The sequence below is a fragment of the Type-A symbiont of Plautia stali genome, from assembly GCF_059731155.1.
Window position 1 is genome coordinate 2204381 of record NZ_AP035891.1, and the last position, 21943, is coordinate 2226323.

17 protein-coding genes and 7 pseudogenes are annotated in these 21943 nt (G+C 60.3%); 6 read left to right on the top strand and 18 right to left on the bottom strand.

Annotation, left to right across the window (positions count from 1 at the left end; translation table 11 throughout):
• Window positions 1–9: 9 nt before the first annotated feature.
• Both AC6I8M_RS11865 and AC6I8M_RS11870 read right to left on the bottom strand, forming a co-directional pair.
• Window positions 10–1630 (bottom strand): annotated as a pseudogene (locus AC6I8M_RS11865) (ShlB/FhaC/HecB family hemolysin secretion/activation protein).
• 442 nt (window positions 1631–2072) lie between these two features.
• Window positions 2073–3281 (bottom strand): annotated as a pseudogene (locus AC6I8M_RS11870) (pyridoxal phosphate-dependent aminotransferase).
• Between the two features lie 68 nt (window positions 3282–3349).
• Between AC6I8M_RS11870 and AC6I8M_RS11875 the strand changes: the two are divergent.
• Window positions 3350–3550, top strand: coding sequence for a hypothetical protein (locus AC6I8M_RS11875; protein WP_041387038.1), 201 nt, complete (start codon window positions 3350–3352; stop codon window positions 3548–3550).
• A 126-nt stretch (window positions 3551–3676) separates the two neighbouring features.
• Complete coding sequence (locus AC6I8M_RS11880; RefSeq protein ID WP_022547209.1) at window positions 3677–4399, top strand: glutamine amidotransferase-related protein; 723 nt, start codon at window positions 3677–3679, stop codon at window positions 4397–4399.
• On the opposite strand, the gene AC6I8M_RS11885 is transcribed toward AC6I8M_RS11880, so the two are convergent.
• From AC6I8M_RS11885 to hpxU, 13 genes and pseudogenes are all read right to left on the bottom strand, one after another.
• The gene (locus AC6I8M_RS11885) at window positions 4362–5243 is read right to left on the bottom strand and encodes a dihydrodipicolinate synthase family protein (RefSeq protein WP_498013391.1); all 882 of its coding nucleotides are present in this window, start codon (window positions 5241–5243) and stop codon (window positions 4362–4364) included. The two genes, AC6I8M_RS11880 and AC6I8M_RS11885, sit on opposite strands and share 38 nt — an antisense overlap.
• Window positions 5210–6025: pseudogene (locus AC6I8M_RS11890) on the bottom strand (M24 family metallopeptidase); the annotation flags it as partial. The pseudogene AC6I8M_RS11890 and the gene AC6I8M_RS11885, both read right to left, overlap by 34 nt.
• Window positions 6013–7052 (bottom strand): annotated as a pseudogene (locus AC6I8M_RS11895) (mandelate racemase/muconate lactonizing enzyme family protein). The pseudogenes AC6I8M_RS11895 and AC6I8M_RS11890, both read right to left, overlap by 13 nt.
• Window positions 7049–8223: pseudogene (locus AC6I8M_RS11900) on the bottom strand (M20 family metallopeptidase). Before AC6I8M_RS11900 ends, AC6I8M_RS11895 begins: the two co-directional pseudogenes overlap by 4 nt.
• 13 nt (window positions 8224–8236) lie before the next feature.
• On the bottom strand, window positions 8237–8983 hold the full coding sequence (locus AC6I8M_RS11905) for an amino acid ABC transporter ATP-binding protein (protein ID WP_010618323.1): 747 nt from the start codon (window positions 8981–8983) through the stop codon (window positions 8237–8239).
• Window positions 8980–9450, bottom strand: a pseudogene (locus tag AC6I8M_RS11910) (amino acid ABC transporter permease); the annotation flags it as partial. The gene AC6I8M_RS11905 and the pseudogene AC6I8M_RS11910, both read right to left, overlap by 4 nt.
• A 147-nt stretch (window positions 9451–9597) precedes the next feature.
• Window positions 9598–10857: an allantoate amidohydrolase gene (gene hpxK, locus AC6I8M_RS11915; protein WP_010618321.1), complete on the bottom strand. Its 1260-nt coding sequence runs from the start codon at window positions 10855–10857 to the stop codon at window positions 9598–9600.
• Window positions 10854–12089, bottom strand: a complete 1236-nt coding sequence (locus AC6I8M_RS11920; protein ID WP_010618320.1) for a pyridoxal-phosphate-dependent aminotransferase family protein — start codon at window positions 12087–12089, stop codon at window positions 10854–10856. Before AC6I8M_RS11920 ends, hpxK begins: the two co-directional genes overlap by 4 nt.
• A 21-nt stretch (window positions 12090–12110) precedes the next feature.
• Window positions 12111–12842, bottom strand: a complete 732-nt coding sequence (locus AC6I8M_RS11925) for an amino acid ABC transporter ATP-binding protein (RefSeq protein ID WP_022547201.1) — start codon at window positions 12840–12842, stop codon at window positions 12111–12113.
• Window positions 12823–13479 (bottom strand): amino acid ABC transporter permease, encoded by a 657-nt coding sequence (locus tag AC6I8M_RS11930; protein ID WP_010616988.1) that lies wholly within the window; start codon window positions 13477–13479, stop codon window positions 12823–12825. The genes AC6I8M_RS11925 and AC6I8M_RS11930 overlap by 20 nt, the downstream gene beginning before the upstream one ends.
• Window positions 13476–14122, bottom strand: a pseudogene (locus tag AC6I8M_RS11935) (amino acid ABC transporter permease). The gene AC6I8M_RS11930 and the pseudogene AC6I8M_RS11935 overlap by 4 nt, the downstream one beginning before the upstream one ends.
• 12 nt (window positions 14123–14134) lie before the next feature.
• Entirely contained in the window at window positions 14135–14920 is a 786-nt protein-coding gene (locus tag AC6I8M_RS11940; RefSeq protein WP_498013392.1) for a transporter substrate-binding domain-containing protein, read from the bottom strand.
• Window positions 14921–15114: 194 nt separating this feature from the next.
• Window positions 15115–15954 (bottom strand): MurR/RpiR family transcriptional regulator HpxU, encoded by an 840-nt coding sequence (gene hpxU / locus AC6I8M_RS11945; RefSeq protein ID WP_010616985.1) that lies wholly within the window; start codon window positions 15952–15954, stop codon window positions 15115–15117.
• Between the two features lie 192 nt (window positions 15955–16146).
• Here hpxU and AC6I8M_RS11950 point away from each other — a divergent pair, with 192 nt between their 5' ends.
• Genes AC6I8M_RS11950 through hpxZ form a run of 4 tightly spaced genes read left to right on the top strand, consistent with a single transcriptional unit; the run spans window position 16147 to window position 19710 of the window.
• Complete coding sequence (locus AC6I8M_RS11950; protein WP_010616984.1) at window positions 16147–17733, top strand: gamma-glutamyltransferase family protein; 1587 nt, start codon at window positions 16147–16149, stop codon at window positions 17731–17733.
• An 11-nt stretch (window positions 17734–17744) separates the two neighbouring features.
• Window positions 17745–17930, top strand: coding sequence for an oxalurate catabolism protein HpxX (gene hpxX / locus AC6I8M_RS11955; RefSeq protein WP_010616983.1), 186 nt, complete (start codon window positions 17745–17747; stop codon window positions 17928–17930).
• A complete protein-coding gene (locus AC6I8M_RS11960; protein ID WP_010616982.1) occupies window positions 17927–19324 on the top strand; it encodes an AtzE family amidohydrolase in 1398 nt (465 codons plus the stop codon). The genes hpxX and AC6I8M_RS11960 overlap by 4 nt, the downstream gene beginning before the upstream one ends.
• A 2-nt stretch (window positions 19325–19326) precedes the next feature.
• A complete protein-coding gene (gene hpxZ / locus AC6I8M_RS11965) occupies window positions 19327–19710 on the top strand; it encodes an oxalurate catabolism protein HpxZ (RefSeq protein ID WP_010616981.1) in 384 nt (127 codons plus the stop codon).
• 74 nt (window positions 19711–19784) lie between these two features.
• On the opposite strand, the gene puuE is transcribed toward hpxZ, so the two are convergent.
• From puuE to AC6I8M_RS11980, 3 genes are read right to left on the bottom strand one after another with little or no spacing between them, the layout of a single operon-like run.
• The gene (gene puuE, locus AC6I8M_RS11970) at window positions 19785–20738 is read right to left on the bottom strand and encodes an allantoinase PuuE (protein WP_010616980.1); all 954 of its coding nucleotides are present in this window, start codon (window positions 20736–20738) and stop codon (window positions 19785–19787) included.
• 35 nt (window positions 20739–20773) lie between these two features.
• On the bottom strand, window positions 20774–21505 hold the full coding sequence (gene hpxA, locus AC6I8M_RS11975; RefSeq protein WP_010616979.1) for an allantoin racemase: 732 nt from the start codon (window positions 21503–21505) through the stop codon (window positions 20774–20776).
• The gene (locus AC6I8M_RS11980) at window positions 21502–21933 is read right to left on the bottom strand and encodes a GntR family transcriptional regulator (protein WP_010616978.1); all 432 of its coding nucleotides are present in this window, start codon (window positions 21931–21933) and stop codon (window positions 21502–21504) included. The genes hpxA and AC6I8M_RS11980 overlap by 4 nt, the downstream gene beginning before the upstream one ends.
• Between the last annotated feature and the right edge of the window lie 10 nt (window positions 21934–21943).

Consider the following 21943-nt stretch of genomic DNA (forward strand, 5'->3'; position numbering starts at 1 on the left):
CATTACCTCTTAAAAAACCAGCCCGACCCGGGCATAAATGCTAACGTGATCCGGTTGCAGATAGCCGGGATAACTGAGCGGAAAACCGACCGTGTATTGGGTATAAAAGAAACGGCTACGGGTGCTGATCCCCACTGCGCTGCCCCATAATGTGCCCACAGACTCGCGGTTCTGCGCATCGCTCTTCAGCCAGCCGCCGTCCACCGCCGCCAGGGCGCTGACATCACCGACAAACGGCAAGGTGAACAGAGTGTAATCCAGTTCATTACGCAAATAACCACCCGCGTCGCCCGACAGGTATTGTTCTTTGAAGCCCCTGACTGAGCTTTCGCCGCCGAGCGTCAGGCGTTCGCTGCCGTATAACCGATCCGGTGACCACTGGCCGTATACGCTGCTGAGCCACCATAACTTGTCCGAAACAGGTCGCTGGAAGCTGCCGCTCAGGCTCCACTTGCGAAACTGCGCCCGCGGTAAGTCCCCGCTTTTGTCGGCATCACTTTCCGCATCAAACCACGGCATACCGCGGCTAAAGGTTGGGTTGAGCGTTGCCACGCCACCGAACATCTTTTGCGTATGATTGAATCCGATCTGGGTACTGGTGATTTTGCGACTGCTACTCTGCAACAGGGTATTGTTGAGATAGTTGTGACTGGTGTAGTGATTCAGGCCGAGCTGCAAACTGGTTTTGATTTCACCGTTGCGAAACAGCACCCATGAACCATTCAGGCGATGCGCAATATTGTCGCCGTTACTCAGCCAGGTGAAGCCATCGTTATCAAAATGACTGTGATAACTGCTCCAGCTATAGCTGTAGTCGAGCAGGCCGTAGCCATACGGCACGCTGACACCCGCCTGCACATTCTGCGCGTCACGCCACTCGCTGAATGCGCTGCTGCGACCGCCGCTGATAAACCAGCGATCCGCCAGCCCCAACAGGTTGTTGCCGGTCAGCGATGCGGTTAACTGACCGACACCGGTGCTTTTTTGTCCGCTATTATCAAATCCCAGCGCGGCGCTGAGCGGAAATTCTGCCGCTGTCGTCAGGTTCACCACTGAATAACCGTGCTGGGGCGCAGGCGATTAATTTGCTCCATACCCTGCTCAATATCGCGCAGGTTAAGTATTTTTCCCTCAGCATCAGGAAAAACCATCTTTAACATTGCCGGCTGCTCCCCGTCGAGGCGAATAGCGAATAGTTTTCCTTCCAGCACCGGAATAATTAACTGCCCATGCGACAGATCCTGTTCGGCTAAAAATGCCCGACTGGTAATGTAACCACGTTGCATATACCAGTCAGAAATCGCATGTATCAGCGAATTAATTTCACTTAAATTCAGACAGCGATTGATATAAGGTGCCGTCAGCGCCTGTTGCTGACGATCGGATATCAGCGTGACGTGCTGCAGACGGATGTGCTGGATCGGAAAACAGGGGCCGGAGCCCGCCGGGGAGGCGTCCGACGCATTCAGCGGTATCACACAGCATGCCACAGTGCATCGCGCTGCTGCTGATCCTGCTCCAGTCGCTGCTGTTGTTGGTTTTGCAGATAATCGCGGTCGCCGGGTGTCAAAGGGGCAGCGATAATCTGGCCTGACGCTATAATAATAAACAGCGCCAGCAATATCCTTATTTTACCATCATCAAAGACTTAAGCAAAATTAATTGTAAAGGTTTTGTAAACTTCAGTGCGCAGAATATCACCTAAACAATCAGAGAGTTCCGCTTAATAGTAAAAAACAATAAACATCACGAAGTTTTTAATAAGCCATAAAAACAGCTTTACCTAACGCAAATAAGCAACAGAAAATCAGCAGCGGCAATTTAATCATTAATATCGCGCGATGGCGGCATGACGCCAGATTAAGCGAGCTGAATGAGATGAGGCCAGGCCAGTAAGGAAACGGTGCCGTATTGATAAGCGCCACGGCAATCTGCGCTGACGCCGCAGTGTCGGGTCATGCGGACTTTTACTGCTGCAGAAACCACGCACCAAGGTCACCCGATCGCCATTGCTGGCGACCGGAAGTATGCATACCAGCATCCGCTCGCGTATCAATCCCTCATGACGGACATCAGCGCAGTTTTGCCACCGAAGATTTCAGCCGCGCGCAGGCCTGCTCCAGCATCGCATCGTCAACCGCATAGGCAATGCGTAAATAACCCGGCATACCAAACGCCGATCCATGCAACACCGCAACCTGTGCATCCTGCAACAACCAGCTGGCCAGCGCGCTATCGTCCTCCAGTCGTTGCCCCTGCGGCGTCACGCATCCCTGTAACTTTTGGCAGTTGGCAAAAATATAGAATGCTCCCTGCGGCGCTCGGGCGCTGAGGCCGTTGCTGGCCGCGATCATTGTCAGCACCTGCTGACGTCGCCGATCAAGCGTAGCGAGCCAGCCTGCCAGAAATTCGGCCGGTTGCTGCAACGCGACAACCGCTGCTGCCTGCGAGATGCTGCTGGGATTAGAAGTACTCTGTGACTGCAGAATCTGCATCGCGTTAATCAGCCATGCCGGACCGGCAGCATAGCCGAGCCGCCAGCCGGTCATGGCATGGCTTTTTGAGACACCGTTGACTGTCAGCGTGCGTTCAGCCAGCTGCGGGGCCGCCGCGGCAAAAGCGCTGAATGGCGTGGCGTCGTAGCGTAACGGCTCGTAAATATCATCCGCTATGATTAGCACCTGGGGATGATCGGTCAGCACCTCAGCCAGCGCCCGTAACTCCTGCGCACTGTAAACCGCACCGGTCGGGTTACCCGGTGAGTTCAGAATCACCCAACGTGTTGCCGGCGTCAGCGCGGCAGCCAGTTGTTGCGGCTGCAGCTTCCAGTCGTGCTGTTCGTCACAGGCCACGATCACCGGTTAGCCTTCCGCCAGCGTCACCACATCCGGATAGGAAACCCAGTAAGGGGCAGGAATGATAACCTGCTGGCCAGCATCCAGCGTAGCCAGCAGTGCGTTAAAAATCAGCTGCTTGGCACCGCTGCCAGCAATGATCTGCTCGGCGGTAAAATGCAATTGGTTATCACGGGCAAACTTGGCGGCAATCGCTGTTTTGAGTTCCCGCGTACCGGAAACGGCGGTGTATTTGGTTTGCTGCTGCACAATGGCGGCAATACCGGCATAGCTGATGCTGTCCGGCGTGGCAAAATCAAGTTCTCCTTCGCCGAGATTGATTATTGCCTTGCCGGCGGCTTCCAGCGCACGCACCCGATCGGAAATCGCGGCGGTAGGAGATGGACGGACGCGCTGCATGCGACGGGCCAGTAGCTGACTATTCATAAATCCTCTTTTGTATATCCTGAATCAACTAATACAATTAATCACCCCATCCCAGCAGGAAGAGTGCCGTGTTACCTATTTTCATTGTTGATGATGTCCGCGTTCCGGCGCGCTTTGGGCTGCTTGCCAGCCTGTATGCCAATCAGCTGGCGTTACCGTTATGGAGCCTGAGCCCGGATTTTTCTGGCGATTTCCCCAATAGCCATCAGCATGTCGCGGCGGCAGGTCACTGCGTCACCAGCGGACTGTATGGGAGCGATACACTGTAGCACGAAGTCAGCGATGTAGCCCTGCTGCCTGCGAACGAAGCCGTAATCGTCGTGGCGCAGGCAGATGTAGCGCGCATTGCTCATTTGCCAGGCCAGCGCCTCAATGCGCTTTCATGTGAGAGGACAATGCGGCTGCAGGATGGCAGCGACACCCTGCTGCAACATACCCTGACTTCACCGACCCCCGGCCGCCACGCGCTGCGTATTGGTCTGATAGCGCGCGAGCACGATCAGCGTGACAGCTATCCGGCCACTCTCGATGCGCTTTACGCCGCAGCCCGGGCGCTGGCGCTCGATGTGGATATTCACTTTTTCGCCCCCGCCGCACTGTCAGATGAGCTGTCCGAACTCGACGACTTGCACGGCATTCTGCTACCGGGAGGTGCATCGATGGCAGCGGTGCGCGGTCAAATCGCCGTGGCGCACGCCAGCCGGCAACGCAACATTCCCGCACTGGGCCTGTGCCTCGGCATGCAGAGCATGTGCACGGCTGCGTTACAACGTCACCCGGCGCTCAGCCAGGCCATGCTGGCAGAAGTGGCACCGCAGGCCGCGTTGCACAGCTTTATTCCTTTTGCCGATGGTCGCCATCGCTGTGGTCTGCTGCCATACCCGGCCGCAGAGCCGTTTCACCTTATGCATTACAACCATCGCTATCGCTTTAATCCGCCACTGCTGGCAAGCGGCGTACAGGTTACCGCCCAGACTGATGACATCATCGAAGGCATTGCGCTGGCCGATCATCGTTTCTGGCAAGGGGTACAGGGGCATCCGGAGCTACAGTCGCGCCCGGATGCACCGCACCCGCTGTTTACGGCCTTTCTGCAGGCGCTGGTGACGCCAGCGTAACCCCGCTGCGTCCGTCGCTGGTCAGCGCGACCAGCGCTTCTGGCGAGATCGGCTGCAGCGGTGCGTGCACCGTGCCGCCATTGAAGCCGCGCAGCGCCATTGCCGCTTTCACCAGCTGCGGCTGGCCGTGCTGGCATGCCAGCGTGCGATAGTCAAACCACAGCTGGTGCAGATCGCGCGCGGTGGCGGCATCGCCCTGTTCCAGCGCACGATAGCAGGCAAGGATTCGCTCCGGCAGCGCGCCGCTGTTGGTGGTACTGATGCCATCGAATCCGGCCATCATCGGGCCGGCAAAGGCCAGATCGGAGGCACAAAATAGACGCAGTTTGCCGCGCAGCCGGTTGGCAATCTGATCGATGGCGGTTGGATTCAGATCGCCCTGTTTGATCCCTACCACGCCCGGTATCGCCGCCAGTTGCTCCAGCAGCGCCGGTGACAGTGTGATACCAATGCCCGGCGCGTTGTAAACCAGAATGCCGGTTTTCGACAGCGGCGCCATCTCAGCAAAATAGGTAAGGATTTGCGCATCGGTAATTTCGCTGACGAAAGGCGCGGTGACCATCGGCAAACCGCCCAGATCCCCTGCCAGCTGCGTCAGCTCGCGGGCATCACGCGGATCTGCGCTGGCGCTGCACAGCATCACCGCCACGCGATCCTGCACGCAGTCCATCACAGCGTGAAACAGCGCACGGCGTTCTGGCACTGACATCACCGGAGACTCGCCATAAGTCCCGCCAATTAACAGGCCGTCGTAACCGAGCCCAATGACGCGTTCGATATTTTCGCGCAGGGCCCCGAAGTCAATGTCGCCGCTGGCAGCGCCGCCTGGAGCGCCTCCTGACACACTTTCTCCATTTCCATCGCAATAGCAGGTGGCCGCCCCAGCCACGCAGATCGCATCAGCGCGGCGTGATACCGATCGTGCGCGGCGGCCATCTCCAGAAAGACCGGCTCATTATCCTGCAACACGCGACGACGCCAAGTTCCGTGAGGCACACCGCTGCGTGGGCCACTGGAAACCAGCGGCTCCATCCCGACATACTCGGATCCGGCCGCGATGGCCGCACCCATCATGGCTGAGACCAGCGCATTTTCATCTGCCCCGGCGCGGACTGCGGCCATACCGGCCTGCATGCCGGCGTCAACATATCGCGCCGCCTGGGCGATCTTTTCCACTTCCGCCGCCGATTTCACTGCGCGCAGCGGCTCAATCACCCCGGCGGTATCGGCGAGGCTGCCGATGCGACTTTGTAGTGCCTCATACACGGCTACCGGCAAAAACCAGCCGCGCTGCAGCAGCAGGGCAACGAGAAAATCAACCGGGTTATCGCCATCCTGATAGATGGCGGCGTCAGAGATAAAGGTGTTGGCGATAAAGTTAAAGTATTCGAGCTGGCGGATAACAAACACCGGATCCCCTTCTGTCGGCAGCACCAGCGCCTGAAAGGCGTAATAGCCCGGTGTTTGCTGACCGGTTAACCAGAAAATATTTTCTGGCCCGGTCACAATCATCACATCAACGCCGGCCGCATTGAGACGTTCGCGGGTGCGCTGGATGCGTTGTGCGTACTCCTGTGCGCTAAAGGCGGATTCACTGCCCTGGATAACATTATTCAGCTGTTGCATAACCAGACTCCTGGAGAAAAGTGGCGCGCGGCATCAAAATGCACGCCCAGGCCGGGTAAATCATTGATGACGACAGTGCCCTGCTGATAATGCAGGCCGCTCACCGCATCGTTTATCAGGCCATCGGCACCGTACAGCTCTGCGAAACGCGGCTGCACGGCGCGACACACCTGCAGCGCCGCCGCTGTTGCCGCATGGCCTTCGTTCATCTGACCTATCATGAAAGGGATGCTAGCCGCCTGCAGGCGCCGTGCTGCCGCGAGCGTCGGCGCAATACCACCCAGTTTGACCAGCTTGAGGTGGCCCCACAGCGCGCCGTTCGCCGCCATCAGTTGATCGATTGCTGCCGGGCTATTCAGGCTCTCGTCCAGCATAATCGGCACGCCATAACCGCTCAGTTGCGCCAGTGCGGCATCGTTGGCCGGTGCCAGCGGCTGTTCGACATAGCTGAGATTCAGCGCCTGCAGCGCTGGAAAAGCGGCGTGCGCCTGCGCCAGTGACCATTGACATCAATCGCCAGCGTGATGGCCTCACCAAAGCGGGCGCGCAGGGCGTGCAACCGCGCCAGATCGGTGGCCACATCCGCCACGCCAGTACGCAATTTGAGCTGAGTAAAGCCACGAGCAACGTACTGGTCAGCCTGCGTCAGCATTTGCGCTTCACTGCCCCAGAACAGCGTCTGGTTGGTCGGGTAGCCGGGGCTGGCAGCAGCGGCACCGAGCCAGTGCGCAAGGCTCACGCCGGCCTGCTGCGCCAGTAAATCATGCAGCGCCATGTCGAACAGCATGCGGGCCGGCGCCAGTGCCCAGTTCTAGGCTGCCAGGGCGCTGGTGATGTTTTCCAGCACCCGATCGGCGCTGTAGCCGTGCAGATACTGAATATTGAGCCGCACCTTGCCAGTGCCGCAGCGCGTGCCATCGTCCAGCCGCAGCCACAGCGTATCCAGCGCGCTGATTGCGCCCGAGGACGCGGTGTGCAGCGTTACTGCGTCATAGCGCAGCTGACCGCGCCAAAGCGTTGCTTTCACGTTGCGGACTCCTGCGGCAGCATCGCTAGTGCCACGTCGAGGTAGATGGCTGCGGCAGCAATAAATTCTTCAACAGGCACGAACTCATCTGGCTTGTGAGCCACCGCCAAGCTGCCGGGTCCGATCACCACGCCTTTCGCCCCGAGCGAACGAAAATGCACTAAATCGCATCCCCCCTGAAAACCAAATGGGCCCGGCTCCGCCTGCCCGTGGCGACGACAGGCGGCGAGGCTGTGTGCAACAATGGCTTCGTTACTGTCGGTCTCGGTGGCCCCGCCCGTGGTGGCCTGCCAGGCAATGATTTCCGCCTCCACGCCGGCAGTGGCTTTCGCGTGGTCAAACAGCTGCTGCAGTTCGGCCTTCACCGCCTGCTCATCCTCACCTGGCACCATGCGGCGGTCGAGGAGCAGCTCGCAGCTGTCCGGCACCACGTTATCAGCGTGACCACCGTGGATGCGCGTCACCGTCAGGCTGGCATTGCCCACCAGCACGTTGCAGCGACAGCGCACCTGCTGCTGATGCGACTGCTCAATCAGGCCCAGTAACCTGGCGGACTGATAGATGGCGTTTACCCCCAGCTCGGGCGTGCCAGAGTGCGCCGTTACGCCCTTCACCCTGACGCGCGGTCGCAGGCTGCCTTTATGTGCGGAAAACGTGGCGTTGCCGGTTGGTTCGCCGATCACCGCAAAATCAATGGCCGGCGGTGCCTGTCGGACATAAAACTTCGCGCCTTCACTGGCGACCTCTTCATCGGCGGTGACCCCCCCATCAGCGTACCGGACCAGCTGTGGCGACTGGCGGCCAGCAGGCGCAGCGCTTCAACCATCGCCACCAGCGGTCCTTTGGCATCGCAGGCACCACGACCGTACAGGCGTCCCTCGCGCTCGGTAAGGGTAAAGGGATCGCTACGCCAGCCGCTGCCGGCAGGCACTGTGTCTAGATGGGTATTGAAGGCGAAGCAGGGTCCGGCACCGTTGTGCAGAACCGCTATTACGTTGGTGCGCCCTGCCGCATATTCACTGAACGACAGGTCAAAACCGGCCTCGCGTAGCCAGCCTGCCACGCACTCTGCCGCTTCGCGCTCCTGACCGGGAGGATTTTCTGTATTGATGGCAACCAGCGTAGCGAGGTCGCGCTTCATGCGCACGCTGTCGACCGGGTGAATAGTCATTATGGCTCCGCTGTTAATGTAGGATTTGGTCCAGAAAACGCTGGGCGCGTTCGCTAACCTGTCGGTTGAAGAAGTCGCTGGCGCTGGCGCGCCCCAGGATTTCGCCCTCTTCCATGAACAAAATCTGACTGGCGTCACGGCGCGCGAACCCCATTTCATGGGTGACGACCATGCTGGTCATGCCCTCGGCGCTCAGTTCCGCCATGACATCAAGCACTTCGCGGATCATCTCCGGATCGAGCGCTGACGTGGGCTCGTCATACAGCATCAGTTCCGGCTTCATCGCCAGCGCCCGGGCAATGGCCACGCGCTGCTGCTGACCGCCAGACAATTCGTCGGGAAAATGATCGGCACGATCGTGAATACGCACCTTCGCCAGCAGCGCTTCTGCCTGTTTGCGTGCCGTGATGCGGTTGACGCCGAGTACCGTCATCGGCGCCAGCATGATGTTTTCCGCTGCCGTCAGATGGGAAAACAGCTCGTAGTTCTGAAACACCATGCCAATACGCTGGCGCAACTGGTGCGGCGGCACTTTTCCCCGGCTGATATTCTGGCGGGTGAAGAACACATTGCCGCTATCGGCGGGTGACAACAGATTGACGCAGCGCAGCAGCGTAGATTTGCCGGAATCGGAAGGCCCAATCAGCACCACCGTTTCCCCACGCTGAACGCTAAGCGAACAGTTCTTCAATACCGGCTGACGGCCAAAGCTCTTGTCGATGCCAATCAACTCCAGCAGCGGTGGTTTCGTCTCGTTCATGACAGATCTCCTGCGGTATCCGCCGGTTTGGTTAACCGACGGTGGCGCGCCCGGGCCTTTTGCCATTTTCCACGCCGCAGTTTCGGGTCGAGCGTGCGCTCCAGCCACGACTGAAACAGCATGAACAGCGAGGTCAGCAGCAGGTAATAGAGCCCCGCCGCGCAAAGCGCCTCGAAATAGCGGAAGCTGGCGCTGGCGGTCTGGTTCGCCACCAGCAACAACTCCTGCACCACAATCACTGACACCAGCGCGCTGGACTTCAGCATGCTGATCATCTGATTGCCCATTGGTGGCAGCACGATGCGCGCGGCCTGCGGCAAGACAATCTTGCGCATGATCTGGGCGTGGGTCATTCCCAGCGCCATACCGGCGGTGCGCTGACCGCTTTTTACCGCCTGTAAGCCGGAACGTAATATCTCCGCCATGTAGGCGCCCTCATTCAGCGATAGCGCCAGCTGTTGCGCCGTTGTGTACAGCGCCGTCAGGCTGGCGAACGGCCGCGCCGCCACCAGCGCCTACTGCCAGCCGGGAATCGCCACGCAGTGGGCAATCGCCGCCTGCGCCTGAGCGGCGCTCGCCTGATTAAAATCGATCAGATCCATTTCCCGACTCCTTTAGCTGCGCGCCAGATCGCACACCGCCTGCAGATACGCCTGCACGCCGAGCGCCACATCGGCCACCTGCACCGATTCCGCCGGATGATGGCTGATACCGCGATGGTTGCGCACAAACAGCATGCCCACCGGCCAGCGCTCAGCCATAGCGATCGCGTCGTGACCGGCTCCGCTCGGCAGCGCCAGACTGCGCCCCTGCACGGTTTCTACCGCATGGCTCAGCGCCTGCTGCAGCCGCGTATCACAGGCGGTGGCCGCGATGCGATAGTACTCGTTAGCGCTGAAGCTGAGACCGCGCCGCAGCGCGATGGCTTCCGCCTGGGTCAGCAGGCTGGAGAACAGACGTTCCAGCGGTTCATCCTGCGGTCCACGCACGTCCAGCGACAGCTGCACCTCGCCGGGAATAACGTTAACGGCGCCCGGCAGACAGCTCAGCGTGCCCACCGTTGCCACCAGCTGCGCATCCTGATCCTGCGTGGCCTGTTCAACAAACACCATCCACTCTGCCACTGCTGCCAGCGCGTCTTTGCGGTGCGTCATCGGCACCGTGCCGGCATGACCGGCCTCCCCGACAAAGCGGCAGTTAAGACGGCGCGCGCCGTTAATCGCCGTCACCACACCAAGCGCCAGATCTTCCTGTTCCAGGCACGGTCCCTGCTCAATGTGCAGTTCGAGATAAGCCGCAATGTCGCTCACCTCACGTGCCGCCTGCGGGATCAGCGCCGCGTCCAGGCCCAGGTCCTGCATCGCCTGCGCCACCGTAATACCGTTACCGTCCGGATGTGACACCCAGCTCTCCGGCCAGCTGCCGGTGAGGCCGCGGCTGCCAAGCAGCGTGATGCCAAAGCGCGTACCTTCTTCATCGCCGAAGCCGACAATTTCAATCGCTAGCGGCAGGCGCTGCTGATGGTCGTGCAGCCACTGCACGGTTTCGATGGCGCTGAGCACGCCCAGCATGCCGTCGTAACGTCCGGCGTTGCGCACGGTATCGAGGTGCGAGCCGAGCAGCAGCGCCGGTGCACCCGGCTCCGCCGCTTCATAGCGACCGCAGATATTGCCGACCGCATCCTGCCAGGTGTGCATACCTGCCGCCTGCATCCACTCGCCAACGCGCGCGTTGGCGCGCACCTGCTCCGGCGACAGATAGACGCGCGTCAGTCCCTCTTCGCTCTCACTGATTGCTGCCAGCGCGTCACAGCGCGCCATCACCCGCGCCGCCGCTGACTGCGCCTCACCGGCGCTCATCAGGCTATGACTCATGCGTGGCTCCCGTAGTGGTCCCAGGCGGCCTGCAGCGCCGCGCCCTGAGTGGTGCGGAAACCGACGTGATTCAGCACGGACTCCAGCGCGCTCAGCGTCAGCATCACGCAATCTTTGCGCGCGTTGTAGCCCATGGTGCCGATGCGCCACACTTTGCCGTGCAGCGGACCGAACGAGGTGCCAATCTCAATGCCAAAATCGTCCAGCATCAATTTGCGCACCTGGTCGCCGTTGATGCCCTGCGGGATCACCACGCCAAGCACGTTATTCATCTTATGTTTGAGATGGCCAAAGGTTTCCAGCCCCATGCCCTGAATGCCTTTCAGTAGCGCATCACCGTGCAGCTTGTGGCGCGCGATGCCGTTATCTAGCCCTTCCTGCAGGATCAGACGGGCACATTCGCGTGCGCCAAACAGCGCCGAGGTGGCTTCGGTATGATGGTTGAGCCGCTCCGGTCCCCAGTAATCCATGATCATGCCGAGATCGAAGTAGTTAGAGTAGATCATCTCGTCGTCGCCATCCTGATGTGCGTCGGTACGGATGCCCCGCTCCACGCACTTACGCTGGCGGATCACCGCTTCCATTTGCGGGCTTAGGGTGATCGGCGAGGTGCCGGACGGACCGCCGAGGCATTTCTGCATCCCGGCAGAGACCGCATCCAGCCCCCAGGCATCGGTTTCCAGCGGATTGCCGCCCAGCGATGCGGTGGCATCGGTGTACAACAGCACGCCGTACTGGCGGCATATGGCGTCGAGTTGCTCCAGCGGTTGCAGCATGGTGGTTGAGGTATCGCCCTGCACCGTTAGCAGCAGGCGCGGTTTGACTTTTTTGATCGCATCTTCGATCTGATCCGGGGTAAACACCTCGCCCCACGGCACCTCAATGGTATGGACTTCCGCGCGACAGCGACGGGCGATTTCGCACAGCAGATGGCCGAAGCGGCCGAACACCGGCACCAGCACTTTATCGCCCGGACGAATCGCCGACAGCAGGATGGCTTCGATACCGGCGCGTGAGGTGCCATCAATCAGCAGGGTCCAGCGGTTTTCAGTGCGGAATACGCCACGGTACAGCGCCATCACCTCGTTCATATAGTGCGTCATCGCCGGATCGTACTGTCCAAGCAGCTGGCTCGACATGGCGCGCAGCACGCGTGGGTCGGCGTTGATCGGGCCCGGTCCCATCAGCAGGCGCTGTGGCGGATTGATTTGCGAGAACTGGCTGATATCCATGAGGGGTTCCTTATTGTTCGGTTACAGACGCACGGTCGAAATAAACTGCTTCAGCTCGGCGGTTTGTGGATTTGCAAACAGCGTTTTGCTGTCGCCCTGCTCCCATACGCGCCCCTGATGCATAAACACCACGCGGTCGCCCACATCGCGGGCGAAGTTCATTTCATGGGTGACGAGAATCAGCGTCATGCCTTCGGCAGCCAGCTGCTCCAGAACTTTCAGTACTTCACCCACCAGCTCCGGATCGAGCGCCGAGGTGATTTCGTCACAGAGTAAAACTTTTGGCTGCATCGCCAGTGCGCGGGCAATCGCCACGCGCTGCTGCTGACCGCCCGACAGGTTGGCCGGGTAGTAATTGAGGCGTTCGCCGAGCCCGACTTTTTCCAGCATCTGCGTGGCCAGCGTGCGGCACTCTGCCTCGCTATTTTTCAGCACGCGGCGCGGTGCCAGCATAACGTTTTCCAGCGCGGTCATGTGCGGAAACAGGTTAAAGTTATGAAACACCATGCCCACCGAGCGGCTGATTTCACGCGCCTGCGATTCACGATCGGTAATCGTCATGCCGCCCAGTTTGATGCTGCCTTCCTGATAGCCTTCCAGCCCGTTCATGCAGCGCAGCAGGGTACTTTTGCCAGAGCCGCTGCGGCCAATGATGGAAATCACTTCGCCGTTGTCGATATCCAGATCGACCCCTTTCAGTACGTGGTTATCACCGTAGTACTTCTGGACCTGATTAATGGTGATGAGCGGCATTGAATTTTTTCTCCAGGTACTGGCTGTAACGCGACAGCGGATAACACATCAGGAAGTAACCGAGCGCCACCATGCCAAACACCTTGAAGGGCTGATACGTCACATTGTTGAGAATGGTGCCGGCTTTGGTCAGCTCGACAAAGCCGATAATCGACGCCAGCGCGGTGCCCTTGATCACCTGCACGGCAAAGCCGACGGTCGGCGCGATGGCGATGCGGATCGCCTGCGGTGCCACCACGCGATACAGCGTCTGGCCAAAGTTGAGGCCGAGGCAGCGCGACGCTTCCCACTGTCCTTTTGGCAGCGCGCGAATGCTGCCGTACCAGATATCCAGTAAAAACGCGCTGGTATACAGCGTCAGCGCCAGCGACGCCGCCGTCCAGGGCGCGACATCGATGCCGAACAGGCCGAGACCGAAGAAAGCGAGAAACAGCTGCATCAGCAGCGGCGTGCCCTGAAACAGCTCGGTATAACAGCGGATCAGGCGGGTGAACCAGCGACGCTGCAGCAGACGCAGAAACAGCAGCGGCAGCGTCACCAGCGTGCCGCCGAAAAAGGCCACCAGCGACAGCAAAATCGTCCAGCGCGCCGCCAGCAGCAGGTTGCGCAGGATGTCCCAGTCAGTAAACGTCGTCATGCCGGCTGCGCTCCAAACCATTTGCGACCCAGCGTCAGCAGCAGCTGACGCATGGCAATCGACAACGCCAGATAGATCAGCGTGGTCACCAGATAGACTTCAAAACTCAAAAAGGTGCGCGACTGAATCAGGTTGGCGGCAAACGTCAGCTCTTCATAAGAGACCTGCGACACCACCGACGAGCCGAGCATCACAATGATGCACTGGCTGATCAGCGCCGGGTAAATGCGCTGCAGCGAGGGCGGCAGCACCACGCGGATGAAGGTTTGCGTGCGGCTCAGCCCGAGCACGCGCCCCGCTTCCCACTGCCCGCGCGGCATTACCTGGATACCGGCACGGATGATTTCAGTGCTATAGGCGCCAAGGTTAATCAGCATCGCCAGCAGCGCCGCTTCACCGGCCGTCAGTTTCAGCCTGAGATTAGGCAGACCAAACACGATAAAAAACAGCTGAACCACGAACGGCGTGTTGCGAATCAGCTCGACGTAGATGCCCCACAGGCGGCTGGCCCAGCCCGGTTTGCCGCTGCGCAGCGCCGCGCCGAGAATACCCAGTCCGACACCGCCCACCGTCGCCAGTACCGTAAGCTGCACCATGACCCACAGTGCGGCCAGAGATCTGCAAAGTTAAGTTGCCCAATCATTGGCCGTTCCTGTTATACGCCGAGGTTGGCAGGCAGCGGCGCTTTCAGCCACTCTTCCGACAGCTTGTTCAGCGTGCAGTCTTTAATACCCTGCTCAATCAGTGCGTTTACTTTCTCTTTCAGCGCTGGCTCATTCTTTTTCAGGCCGATAACGCACGGTGAATCTTTCAGCATAAACTGCGGCACCGGGGCTTTTTCCGCGTTCTGGCGCGCAATCGCTGCGACCACCAGGTTTCCGGTGGCGACATACTGCACCTGACCGGAAAGATAGGCGGACAGCGTGGTGGTGTTATCTTCGTAGCGCTTCACCTGAGCATCTTTCGGGGCGACATCGCTCAGCACCATGTCTTCTACCGCACCGCGCGTCACGCCAATCGATTTACCGCTCAGCGCCGCCGCATCTTTCAGCGTCTCGCCTTTCGGGCCGAACACGCCGAAGAAGAACGGTGCGTAGGCGCGACTGAAGTCGATCACTTTTTCGCGCTCGGCGTTTTTGCCCATGCTGGAGATCACTAGGTCGACCTTGTCGGTCTGCAGATACGGCACGCGGTTGGCGCTGGTCACCGGCACCAGTTGCAACTTCAGTTTCATCTGCTTCGCGAGGTATTTCGCCATGTCGATGTCATAGCCCTGCGGCTGCAGATTGGTACCAACCGAGCCAAACGGCGGGAAGTCCTGCGGCACCGCCACGCGAATCACGCCACGCTTTTGGATATCCTGCAGCTGATCGGCCATGGCGCTGCCTGCCTGCGCCAGCAGCAATGCTGCACCTGCTACTGCCAGTAAAACTTTGTTCATTATGCACCCCGGTGAGTTAATGGTGAAACAAAAGATTCTTGATAAATTGATTTGCAACTAATGTGCCAACCACAACGGGCAGCAAACGCAGCGGCTAAACGGAGGATTTTAGGCGGTTAAAGGCGCATCATAACGGGCATTACCCCGTTAGCGGACGCGATCAAAAAAGGTGCAAAGCACCAAAACGGTGCCCTTTAGCGGTGTTCCAGCTCGTCGAGCTGCTGGTAAAGATCGGCAATCTGATGGATGCGCTGACGCCCCTGCGACAGCATTTCGTGCAGCAGCGCATTGGCCAGCAGGTTGATCAGGCTCATTGCCGAGGCGTAGCTGTCAAAGGCGGAAACGCTGTCGAGCGGCGCGCACAGCTGCCAGCGCGCCAAGGTGAGAATGCCCTGCGCCTGCGGTTCGCACAGCACCAGCACCGGGATGCCGCTCTGCTGCAACTGCTGCATGAGTGGACGGATGATGCGTGGCCGGCGGCGAAACGCCATCACTACCACCACATCTTCCGGCGTCATGTCCACCAGCTCTTCGCCCAGCGTCTGGCCTGGCTGCGGCAACACCTGCACCTGGGCGCGCGCCTGCAGCAGCTGCTGACGCAGGTGCAGCGCCACCGGATAAGCGTTGCGCATACCAATGATGAACACCCGCCGTGCGGCACCCAGCGCGGCAATCACCTCGCTAAACTGCCGGGCGTCAATGCTGTTGACCCACTGCGTCAGGTTCGCCATCTCCTGCTTGTAATGACGCGACAGCAGCGTGTTGCCCTGCACCGCGTCGCGGTTATCGGTTAGCGGCATTCCGCTCTGGCGCAGGGTGCGCAGTTTGTCACGCATGTCTTTGTATTTTTCATAGCCGAGGCGTTTGAACAGCCGGCTCACCGTGGCCTTTGATACGCCGCTGAGCCGCGCCAGCTCAGCGCTGTTATAGCTAATCAGATCATCAAAATGGTCAAACACAAAGTCAGCAATGCGCTGCTCCTGCGGTGACAGTTGCGGATAGTGACTGCGAAGGCGTTCATCGAGCTGTTTCATCATCGGTCCTGTAACTTTCGTTTCATCAAAAGCTAGCATAAATCGATCCAGGCTGGCGTAACACCAAAACTGGAACGGCTCTTGCTTTACCATTGGTACAGACTGGTAGCGGCGCAATTTATTGCGCTTGTTTTCCATATCCAGCGCGATAAATCGCGCCGCTACAAAAGAATAATCCGGGAACAGTTAACTATGATTCAGAGCAATATGGCCCCGATGGGCATGGCGGTTACGCCGCATCACCTTGCCAGCGAAAGCGCGCTGGCGGTTCTGCGTGAAGGGGGCAACGCGCTGGAAGCCATGGTGGCCGCCGCGGCGACCATTGCGGTGGTCTACCCACACATGAATGGCCTCGGCGGCGACGGCTTCTGGCTGGTGGTGCCGCCCAGTGGCGATCCGATTGCTATCGATGCCAGCGGAGCCGCCGGCTCGCTGGCGCACCCCGACTTCTATCACGGTGAGAGCCATATTCCGCATCGCGGCCCTAAAGCGGCACTGACGGTTGCCGGCACCGTCAGCGGCTGGCAGGAAGCGCTGACGCTGGCACACGAACTGGGCGCGACGCCGCTGCCGCTGAGCCGTTTGCTGCGCGACGCGATTCGCTATGCGGCCGATGGCATTCCGGTCACCGCCTCCCAGGCTGCGGCGGCGGCGGCAAAACAGCATGAGCTGCAACATCAGCCCGGTTTTGCTGCCACCTTTCTGCCTGATGGCGCACCACCCGCCGCCGGCAGTCGTTTTACCCAGCCGGCGCTGGCGCAGACGCTGAGCGTGCTGAGCGAACAAGGGCTGGAGAGCTTTTATCGCGGTGAGCTGGCGCACCATCTGGCTCGCGAAATGGACGCCCTCGGCATGCCGATTACGCTGGACGATTTACACCGGCAGCACGCCCGGCGCTGCACGCCGCTGCACCTCGCGCACAGCGAAGGCGATATCTGGAACATGACGCCGCCGACGCAGGGGCTGGTATCGCTGGCGATCCTCGGTATCACCGATCGTCTAGCGATGGCCGACGCGAATGAAGCGCAGACGGTACACCGCATCGTTGAAGCCACCAAACAGGCCTTTGCACTGCGCGATCAACACATCACCGATCCGCGTCACATGGCGATTGATGTGCAGTCGCTGCTGGATGCGGATCATCTCGGCACGCTGGCCGCGCAGGTGCAGGACGATCGTGCCGCGCCCTGGGGCACCGGACGCGGACCGGGCGATACCGTGTGGATGGGGGTGATGGACAGCAGCGGCCTGGCCGTCTCCTTTATCCAGAGCATTTACCACGAATTTGGCAGCGGCGTCGTGCTGCCCGGCACCGGTATTACCTGGCAAAACCGTGGCGCGGCGTTCAGCCTGCAGCCGGATCATCTGCTGACGCTGGCACCGGGCAAACAGCCGTTCCATACGCTCAATCCAGCGGCTGCACGACTGAAAGATGGCCGCACGCTGGTGTACGGCTCGATGGGCGGTGACGGCCAGCCGCAAACCCAGGCGGCGATCTTTACCCGCCATGTCATTCATGGCCAGCCGCTGCAGCAGGCAGTCAGCGCACCACGCTGGCTGCTTGGCCGCACCTGGGGCCAATCCTCAGACTCCCTCAAGCTGGAGGCGCGCATCGCGCCTGAAACCGTGCAGCAGCTGCGCGCGCTCGGTCATGAGGTCGAACTGCTGGCTGAATACAGTGAAGTGGTGGGTCACGCGGGCGCCATCGTCAGACACAACAATGGCATGCTGGAAGGCGCGTTTGATCCACGCAGCAACGGCAGCGCTGCCGGTTTTTAACGGAGATAATCATGAGTGCACAACCGGACTGGGCAACCTATATTGCCCAAATGGAACAGATTCTGGCGCTGGAGCTGGACGACACGCGCCGCGCTGAACTGCTGACGCAGTTTAACCGTATCGCCGCAATGGCGCAGCCGCTGATGGCGCTGCCGCTGGATGATCGCCTGGAAGTGGCGGGAGTGTTTCATCCATGACGCTGGCAGCCTTATCGATTAGCCAGCTGCAGCAGGCACTGGCGCAGGGCGATCTCAGCGCGCGCGACATCGCACAACAGACGCTGGCCGCCATTGAACAGCATAACCCAGCCATCAACGCCTGGACCGCCGTAACCACGCAGCGCATGCTGCGGGAAGCCGATCGGCTGGATCAGCAGCGTCAGCGCGGCGAGCCGCTGCCGGCGCTGGCTGGCATTCCCTATGCGGTAAAAAACCTGTTTGACGTCGCCGGTCACAGCACGCTTGCCGGTGCCAGCCTGTTCAGCGAGCGGCCGGTGGCGCAGCAGGATGCATGGGCGGTCTCTAAGCTGCAGCAGAGCGGCGCACTGCTCTCCGGCATGCTGAATATGGACGCCTACGCCTACGGCTTTACCACGGAGAACACCCATTATGGTGCCACCCGCAACCCGCGCGATCTGTCGCGCGTGGCCGGCGGCTCATCTGGCGGTTCCGCGGCAGCCGTCGCCGCCGGACTGGTGCACTTTTCACTCGGCACCGACACCAACGGCTCGATTCGCGTGCCTGCTTCGCTGTGCGGCATTTTCGGCCTGAAACCTACCTTTGGTCGCCTGTCGCGCAGCGGCAGCCATCCGTTTGTCGCCAGCCTCGACCACATCGGTCCGTTTGCCCGCTCGGTGGAAGATTTGAGTCTGGTTTACGATGCGCTGCAGGGCGGTGACGCCAGCGATGCGTTTCAGGCGGCGCGCCCTGCGGAATTGGTCAGTGACAGGCTATCTGCAGGCAGCGAAAAGCTGCGCAGCGCGGTACTGGGCGGCTTTTTCGCTGACTGGTGCAGCGATGACGCGCGCGCGGCGGTGGCGGTGGCGGCCAGCGCGCTCGGCGCGGCAGAAGAAGTGACGCTACCCCAGGACGAGCTGGCGCGCTCGGCCGCGTTTATCATGACCGCGGCGGAAGGCGGCAATCACTATCTGCCAGCTCTGCGCACCCAGCCAGAACGGTTTGAGCCGAATTCACGCGAACGCCTGCTGGCTGGCGCGATGTTGCCCGCCGCGTGGTATGTGCAGGCCCAGCGTTTTCGCCGTCACTTCCAGCAGCAGGTGCTGCCGCTGTTCGACCATTATGACGTGCTGATCGCCCCGGCGACGCCCTGTACCGCAACCACCCTCGGCCAGGAAACCATTCACATCAACGGTCAGGATTTGCCAACACGCGCCAGCATGGGCATGCTGACACAGCCGATTTCATTCCTCGGCCTGCCGGTGTGTAGCGTGCCGCTGCTCACCGCCAGCGGTTTGCCGATTGGCCTGCAGCTGATTGCCGCGCCGTTTAACGAACAGCTGGCGCTGCGCGCCGCCTGGGCACTGCAGCAGCAGGGTGTGACGCTGCCACAAACCTCTTTTATGGATGCCTGAAGATGACACCTGAACATATCAATCGTCCGGCGATACTGGCTGAAGTCACCGCCGCGTTTTATCGCTACGAGCAGGCGCTGGTGAGCAATGATGTCGCCGTGCTGGACGAGCTGTTCTGGCACGATGCGCGTACGGTGCGACTCGGTGCCGGAGAGAATCTGTACGGGATTGAGGAGATTCGCGCCTTTCGCGCGGCGCGTCCGTCAAAGGGGCTCGATCGCACGCTGCGCAATACGGTCATCACCACCTTTGGCGATGACTATGCGGTGTGCAGCACCGAGTTCACCCGCAAGGGTGTGGAAAAGACTGGCCGTCAGCAGCAGACTTGGGTGCGGCTGCCGTGCGGCTGGCGCATCGTGGCGGCGCAGGTGAGTTTGATGAGCTGAGGTGGGTGCGAGTGTTGCCCTCTCCTGGCAAGAGAGGGCAAAAAATACCTGACATCCGTGAAAGATAAGGCCGCTTACGCAGCCGGATGCGTCTTCATCCAGTGATCGGCAATCTGCTGACGCGTGCACACCCACACCTTGTCGTGCTGCTGAATATGGTCGAGGAAACGCTGCAGCGCGCGGAATTTCCCCGGACGTCCCAACAGACGGCAGTGCATGCCGATCGACATCATCTTCGGCGCAGTCGCGCCCTCTTCATACAGCACATCAAAGGTATCGCGCAGATAGGTATAGAACTGCTCGGCGGTGTTGAATCCCTGCGGCGTGGCGAAGCGCATGTCGTTGCACTCCAGCGTGTAGGGAATGATCAGATGCGGCTTCACCGTGCCGTCCTGACAGGTGAACTGCGTCCAGAAGGGCAGATCGTCACCGTAGTAATCGCTGTCGTAGCTGAAGCCGCCCTGCTCGACCACCAGCCGCCGCGTATTGGTGCTGTCGCGCCCGGTATACCAGCCGGTGGGCGCTTTACCGAATAACTCGGTGAGCACGTCCACTGCCTGCTGCATGTGCTGACGCTCGGTTTTGGCATCCATCCCCTGATAGTGAATCCAGCGCCAGCCGTGGCTGACCACATCGTAATCGGCGGCTTTAATGGCCTCAACAATCTGCGGATGCCGCGCCAGCGCCATCGCGACGCCAAAGATGGTCAGCGGCAGGCCGCGCTGCTGAAACTCCTGATGGATGCGCCAGAAACCGGCACGCGAGCCGTACTCATACAGGGAATCCATCGACATGTGGCGATCGGCATAGCTGGCGGCACCGATGATGTCGGAGAGAAACTGCTCAGAGCCCGCGTCACCGTGCAGCACATTGTTTTCAGCGCCCTCTTCATAGTTGAGCACGAACTGCACCGCCACCCGCGCCTCACCCGGCCACTGCGCGTGCGGCGGCTGGCCCGCATAGCCAATCAGATCGCGCGGATAATTTTTGTTGAAGCTGTACTCTTTCTTTTCAGATACATCACTCATTCTGCAGGTTCCTGTCATCAGTCCTCAACCAGCCCTTAGTTTAGGTGCTGAAATGCCGCGCTGAGCGGTTTTTTAATCGGGTAAGCCAGATCGCCGTGTTTGCTGGTACCAAAGCCCAGCGCCAGTAATGACTCGACCATTTTCACCGCCGCGCTGACGCCATCAATCACCGGCAGGCCCAGCTCTTTAGTCAGGTCCTGCGCCAGCGACGCCATGCCGCCGCAGCCCAGCACAATCGCCCCGCTGCCATCTTCACGTTTCGCCTGCAGACAGCGCTCGCGCACTTTCTCCTGCGCGACGCCGCTGCCGTCCTCAAGCGCCAGTACCGGCAGGTCAATGGCGTGCAGTGCGGCACAGTGATGGCTGAATCCGTACTGCTGCAGCAGATGGCGGGCGATCACCAGCGTGCGCGACAGCGTGGTCACAATCGAAAAGCGCGTCGCCACCAGCGTCGCGGTGTGCATCGCCGCTTCGGCAATGCCAATCACCGGCCCGCTCGCCAGTTCGCGCGCCGCCAGCAGCCCCGGATCGCCAAAACAGGCGATGATGTGGCCGCTGACGCCCTGCTCTTTGCCGCGTTTCACCTGTTCCAGCACACCCACCGCGGCAATCACTTCATCAAAGTGTCCTTCAATGGAGGGCACGCCCTCGCTCGGGCACACCGCCACAATCTCCGTGCCAGGTGCGGCCACGGCGCGTGCCGCTGCACCGATGGTCGCCGTCATGGCTGCGCTGGTATTCGGGTTGATCACCTGGATCAGGCTCATGATGCCGCTCCTTTATGACCGGCAAATAACCGGGTGAAATCAGGCAGGGTTTCGCCGCTGCGTTCAAAGTGCAGGCTGGCGACGATATGTTCGAAGTGATGCTGCAGCGCCGTGGTTAACGCCGGCAGATTGGCGCACTCCAGCAGGCTGCGCGTGGCAAAGATGTCGCGCGCTTCCTCCACGCCCGGCGTCGCCACCTGTGCACCACGTCTGGGCGACAGGGTGATCATTTGCACCGCCGCGAGGCGCTGCAGCACCTTACGAATGCCGGTGCGGCTGACGCCAAACACCTCCGACAGCGCCTCTTCCGGCAATTTGCTGCCCGGCGGCAGCTGATGCTCCACGATGGCGTTCAGCAACGCCTGATAGATAGGTTCGTCTCTGTCATTCAGATCGGCAGCCGTTTTCTGGCCTGTTTCACTCTTCATTACCTGCTCC

Bases quoted from the DNA above. Each gene is read 5' to 3' on its own strand.
- puuE (WP_010616980.1), bottom strand. From the start codon at position 20,738: ATGAGTGATGTATCTGAAAAGAAAGAGTACAGCTTCAACAAAAATTAT.
- hpxX (WP_010616983.1), top strand. From the start codon at position 17,745: ATGAGTGCACAACCGGACTGGGCAACCTATATTGCCCAAATGGAACAG.
- hpxA (WP_010616979.1), bottom strand. From the start codon at position 21,505: ATGAGCCTGATCCAGGTGATCAACCCGAATACCAGCGCAGCCATGACG.
- AC6I8M_RS11925 (WP_022547201.1), bottom strand. From the start codon at position 12,842: ATGCCGCTCATCACCATTAATCAGGTCCAGAAGTACTACGGTGATAAC.
- AC6I8M_RS11905 (WP_010618323.1), bottom strand. From the start codon at position 8,983: ATGAACGAGACGAAACCACCGCTGCTGGAGTTGATTGGCATCGACAAG.
- AC6I8M_RS11930 (WP_010616988.1), bottom strand. From the start codon at position 13,479: ATGACGACGTTTACTGACTGGGACATCCTGCGCAACCTGCTGCTGGCG.
- AC6I8M_RS11980 (WP_010616978.1), bottom strand. From the start codon at position 21,933: ATGAAGAGTGAAACAGGCCAGAAAACGGCTGCCGATCTGAATGACAGA.
- hpxZ (WP_010616981.1), top strand. From the start codon at position 19,327: ATGACACCTGAACATATCAATCGTCCGGCGATACTGGCTGAAGTCACC.
- AC6I8M_RS11940 (WP_498013392.1), bottom strand. From the start codon at position 14,920: ATGAACAAAGTTTTACTGGCAGTAGCAGGTGCAGCATTGCTGCTGGCG.
- hpxU (WP_010616985.1), bottom strand. From the start codon at position 15,954: ATGAAACAGCTCGATGAACGCCTTCGCAGTCACTATCCGCAACTGTCA.
- AC6I8M_RS11950 (WP_010616984.1), top strand. From the start codon at position 16,147: ATGATTCAGAGCAATATGGCCCCGATGGGCATGGCGGTTACGCCGCAT.
- hpxK (WP_010618321.1), bottom strand. From the start codon at position 10,857: ATGAGTCATAGCCTGATGAGCGCCGGTGAGGCGCAGTCAGCGGCGGCG.
- AC6I8M_RS11920 (WP_010618320.1), bottom strand. From the start codon at position 12,089: ATGGATATCAGCCAGTTCTCGCAAATCAATCCGCCACAGCGCCTGCTG.
- AC6I8M_RS11960 (WP_010616982.1), top strand. From the start codon at position 17,927: ATGACGCTGGCAGCCTTATCGATTAGCCAGCTGCAGCAGGCACTGGCG.
- AC6I8M_RS11880 (WP_022547209.1), top strand. From the start codon at position 3,677: ATGCGGCTGCAGGATGGCAGCGACACCCTGCTGCAACATACCCTGACT.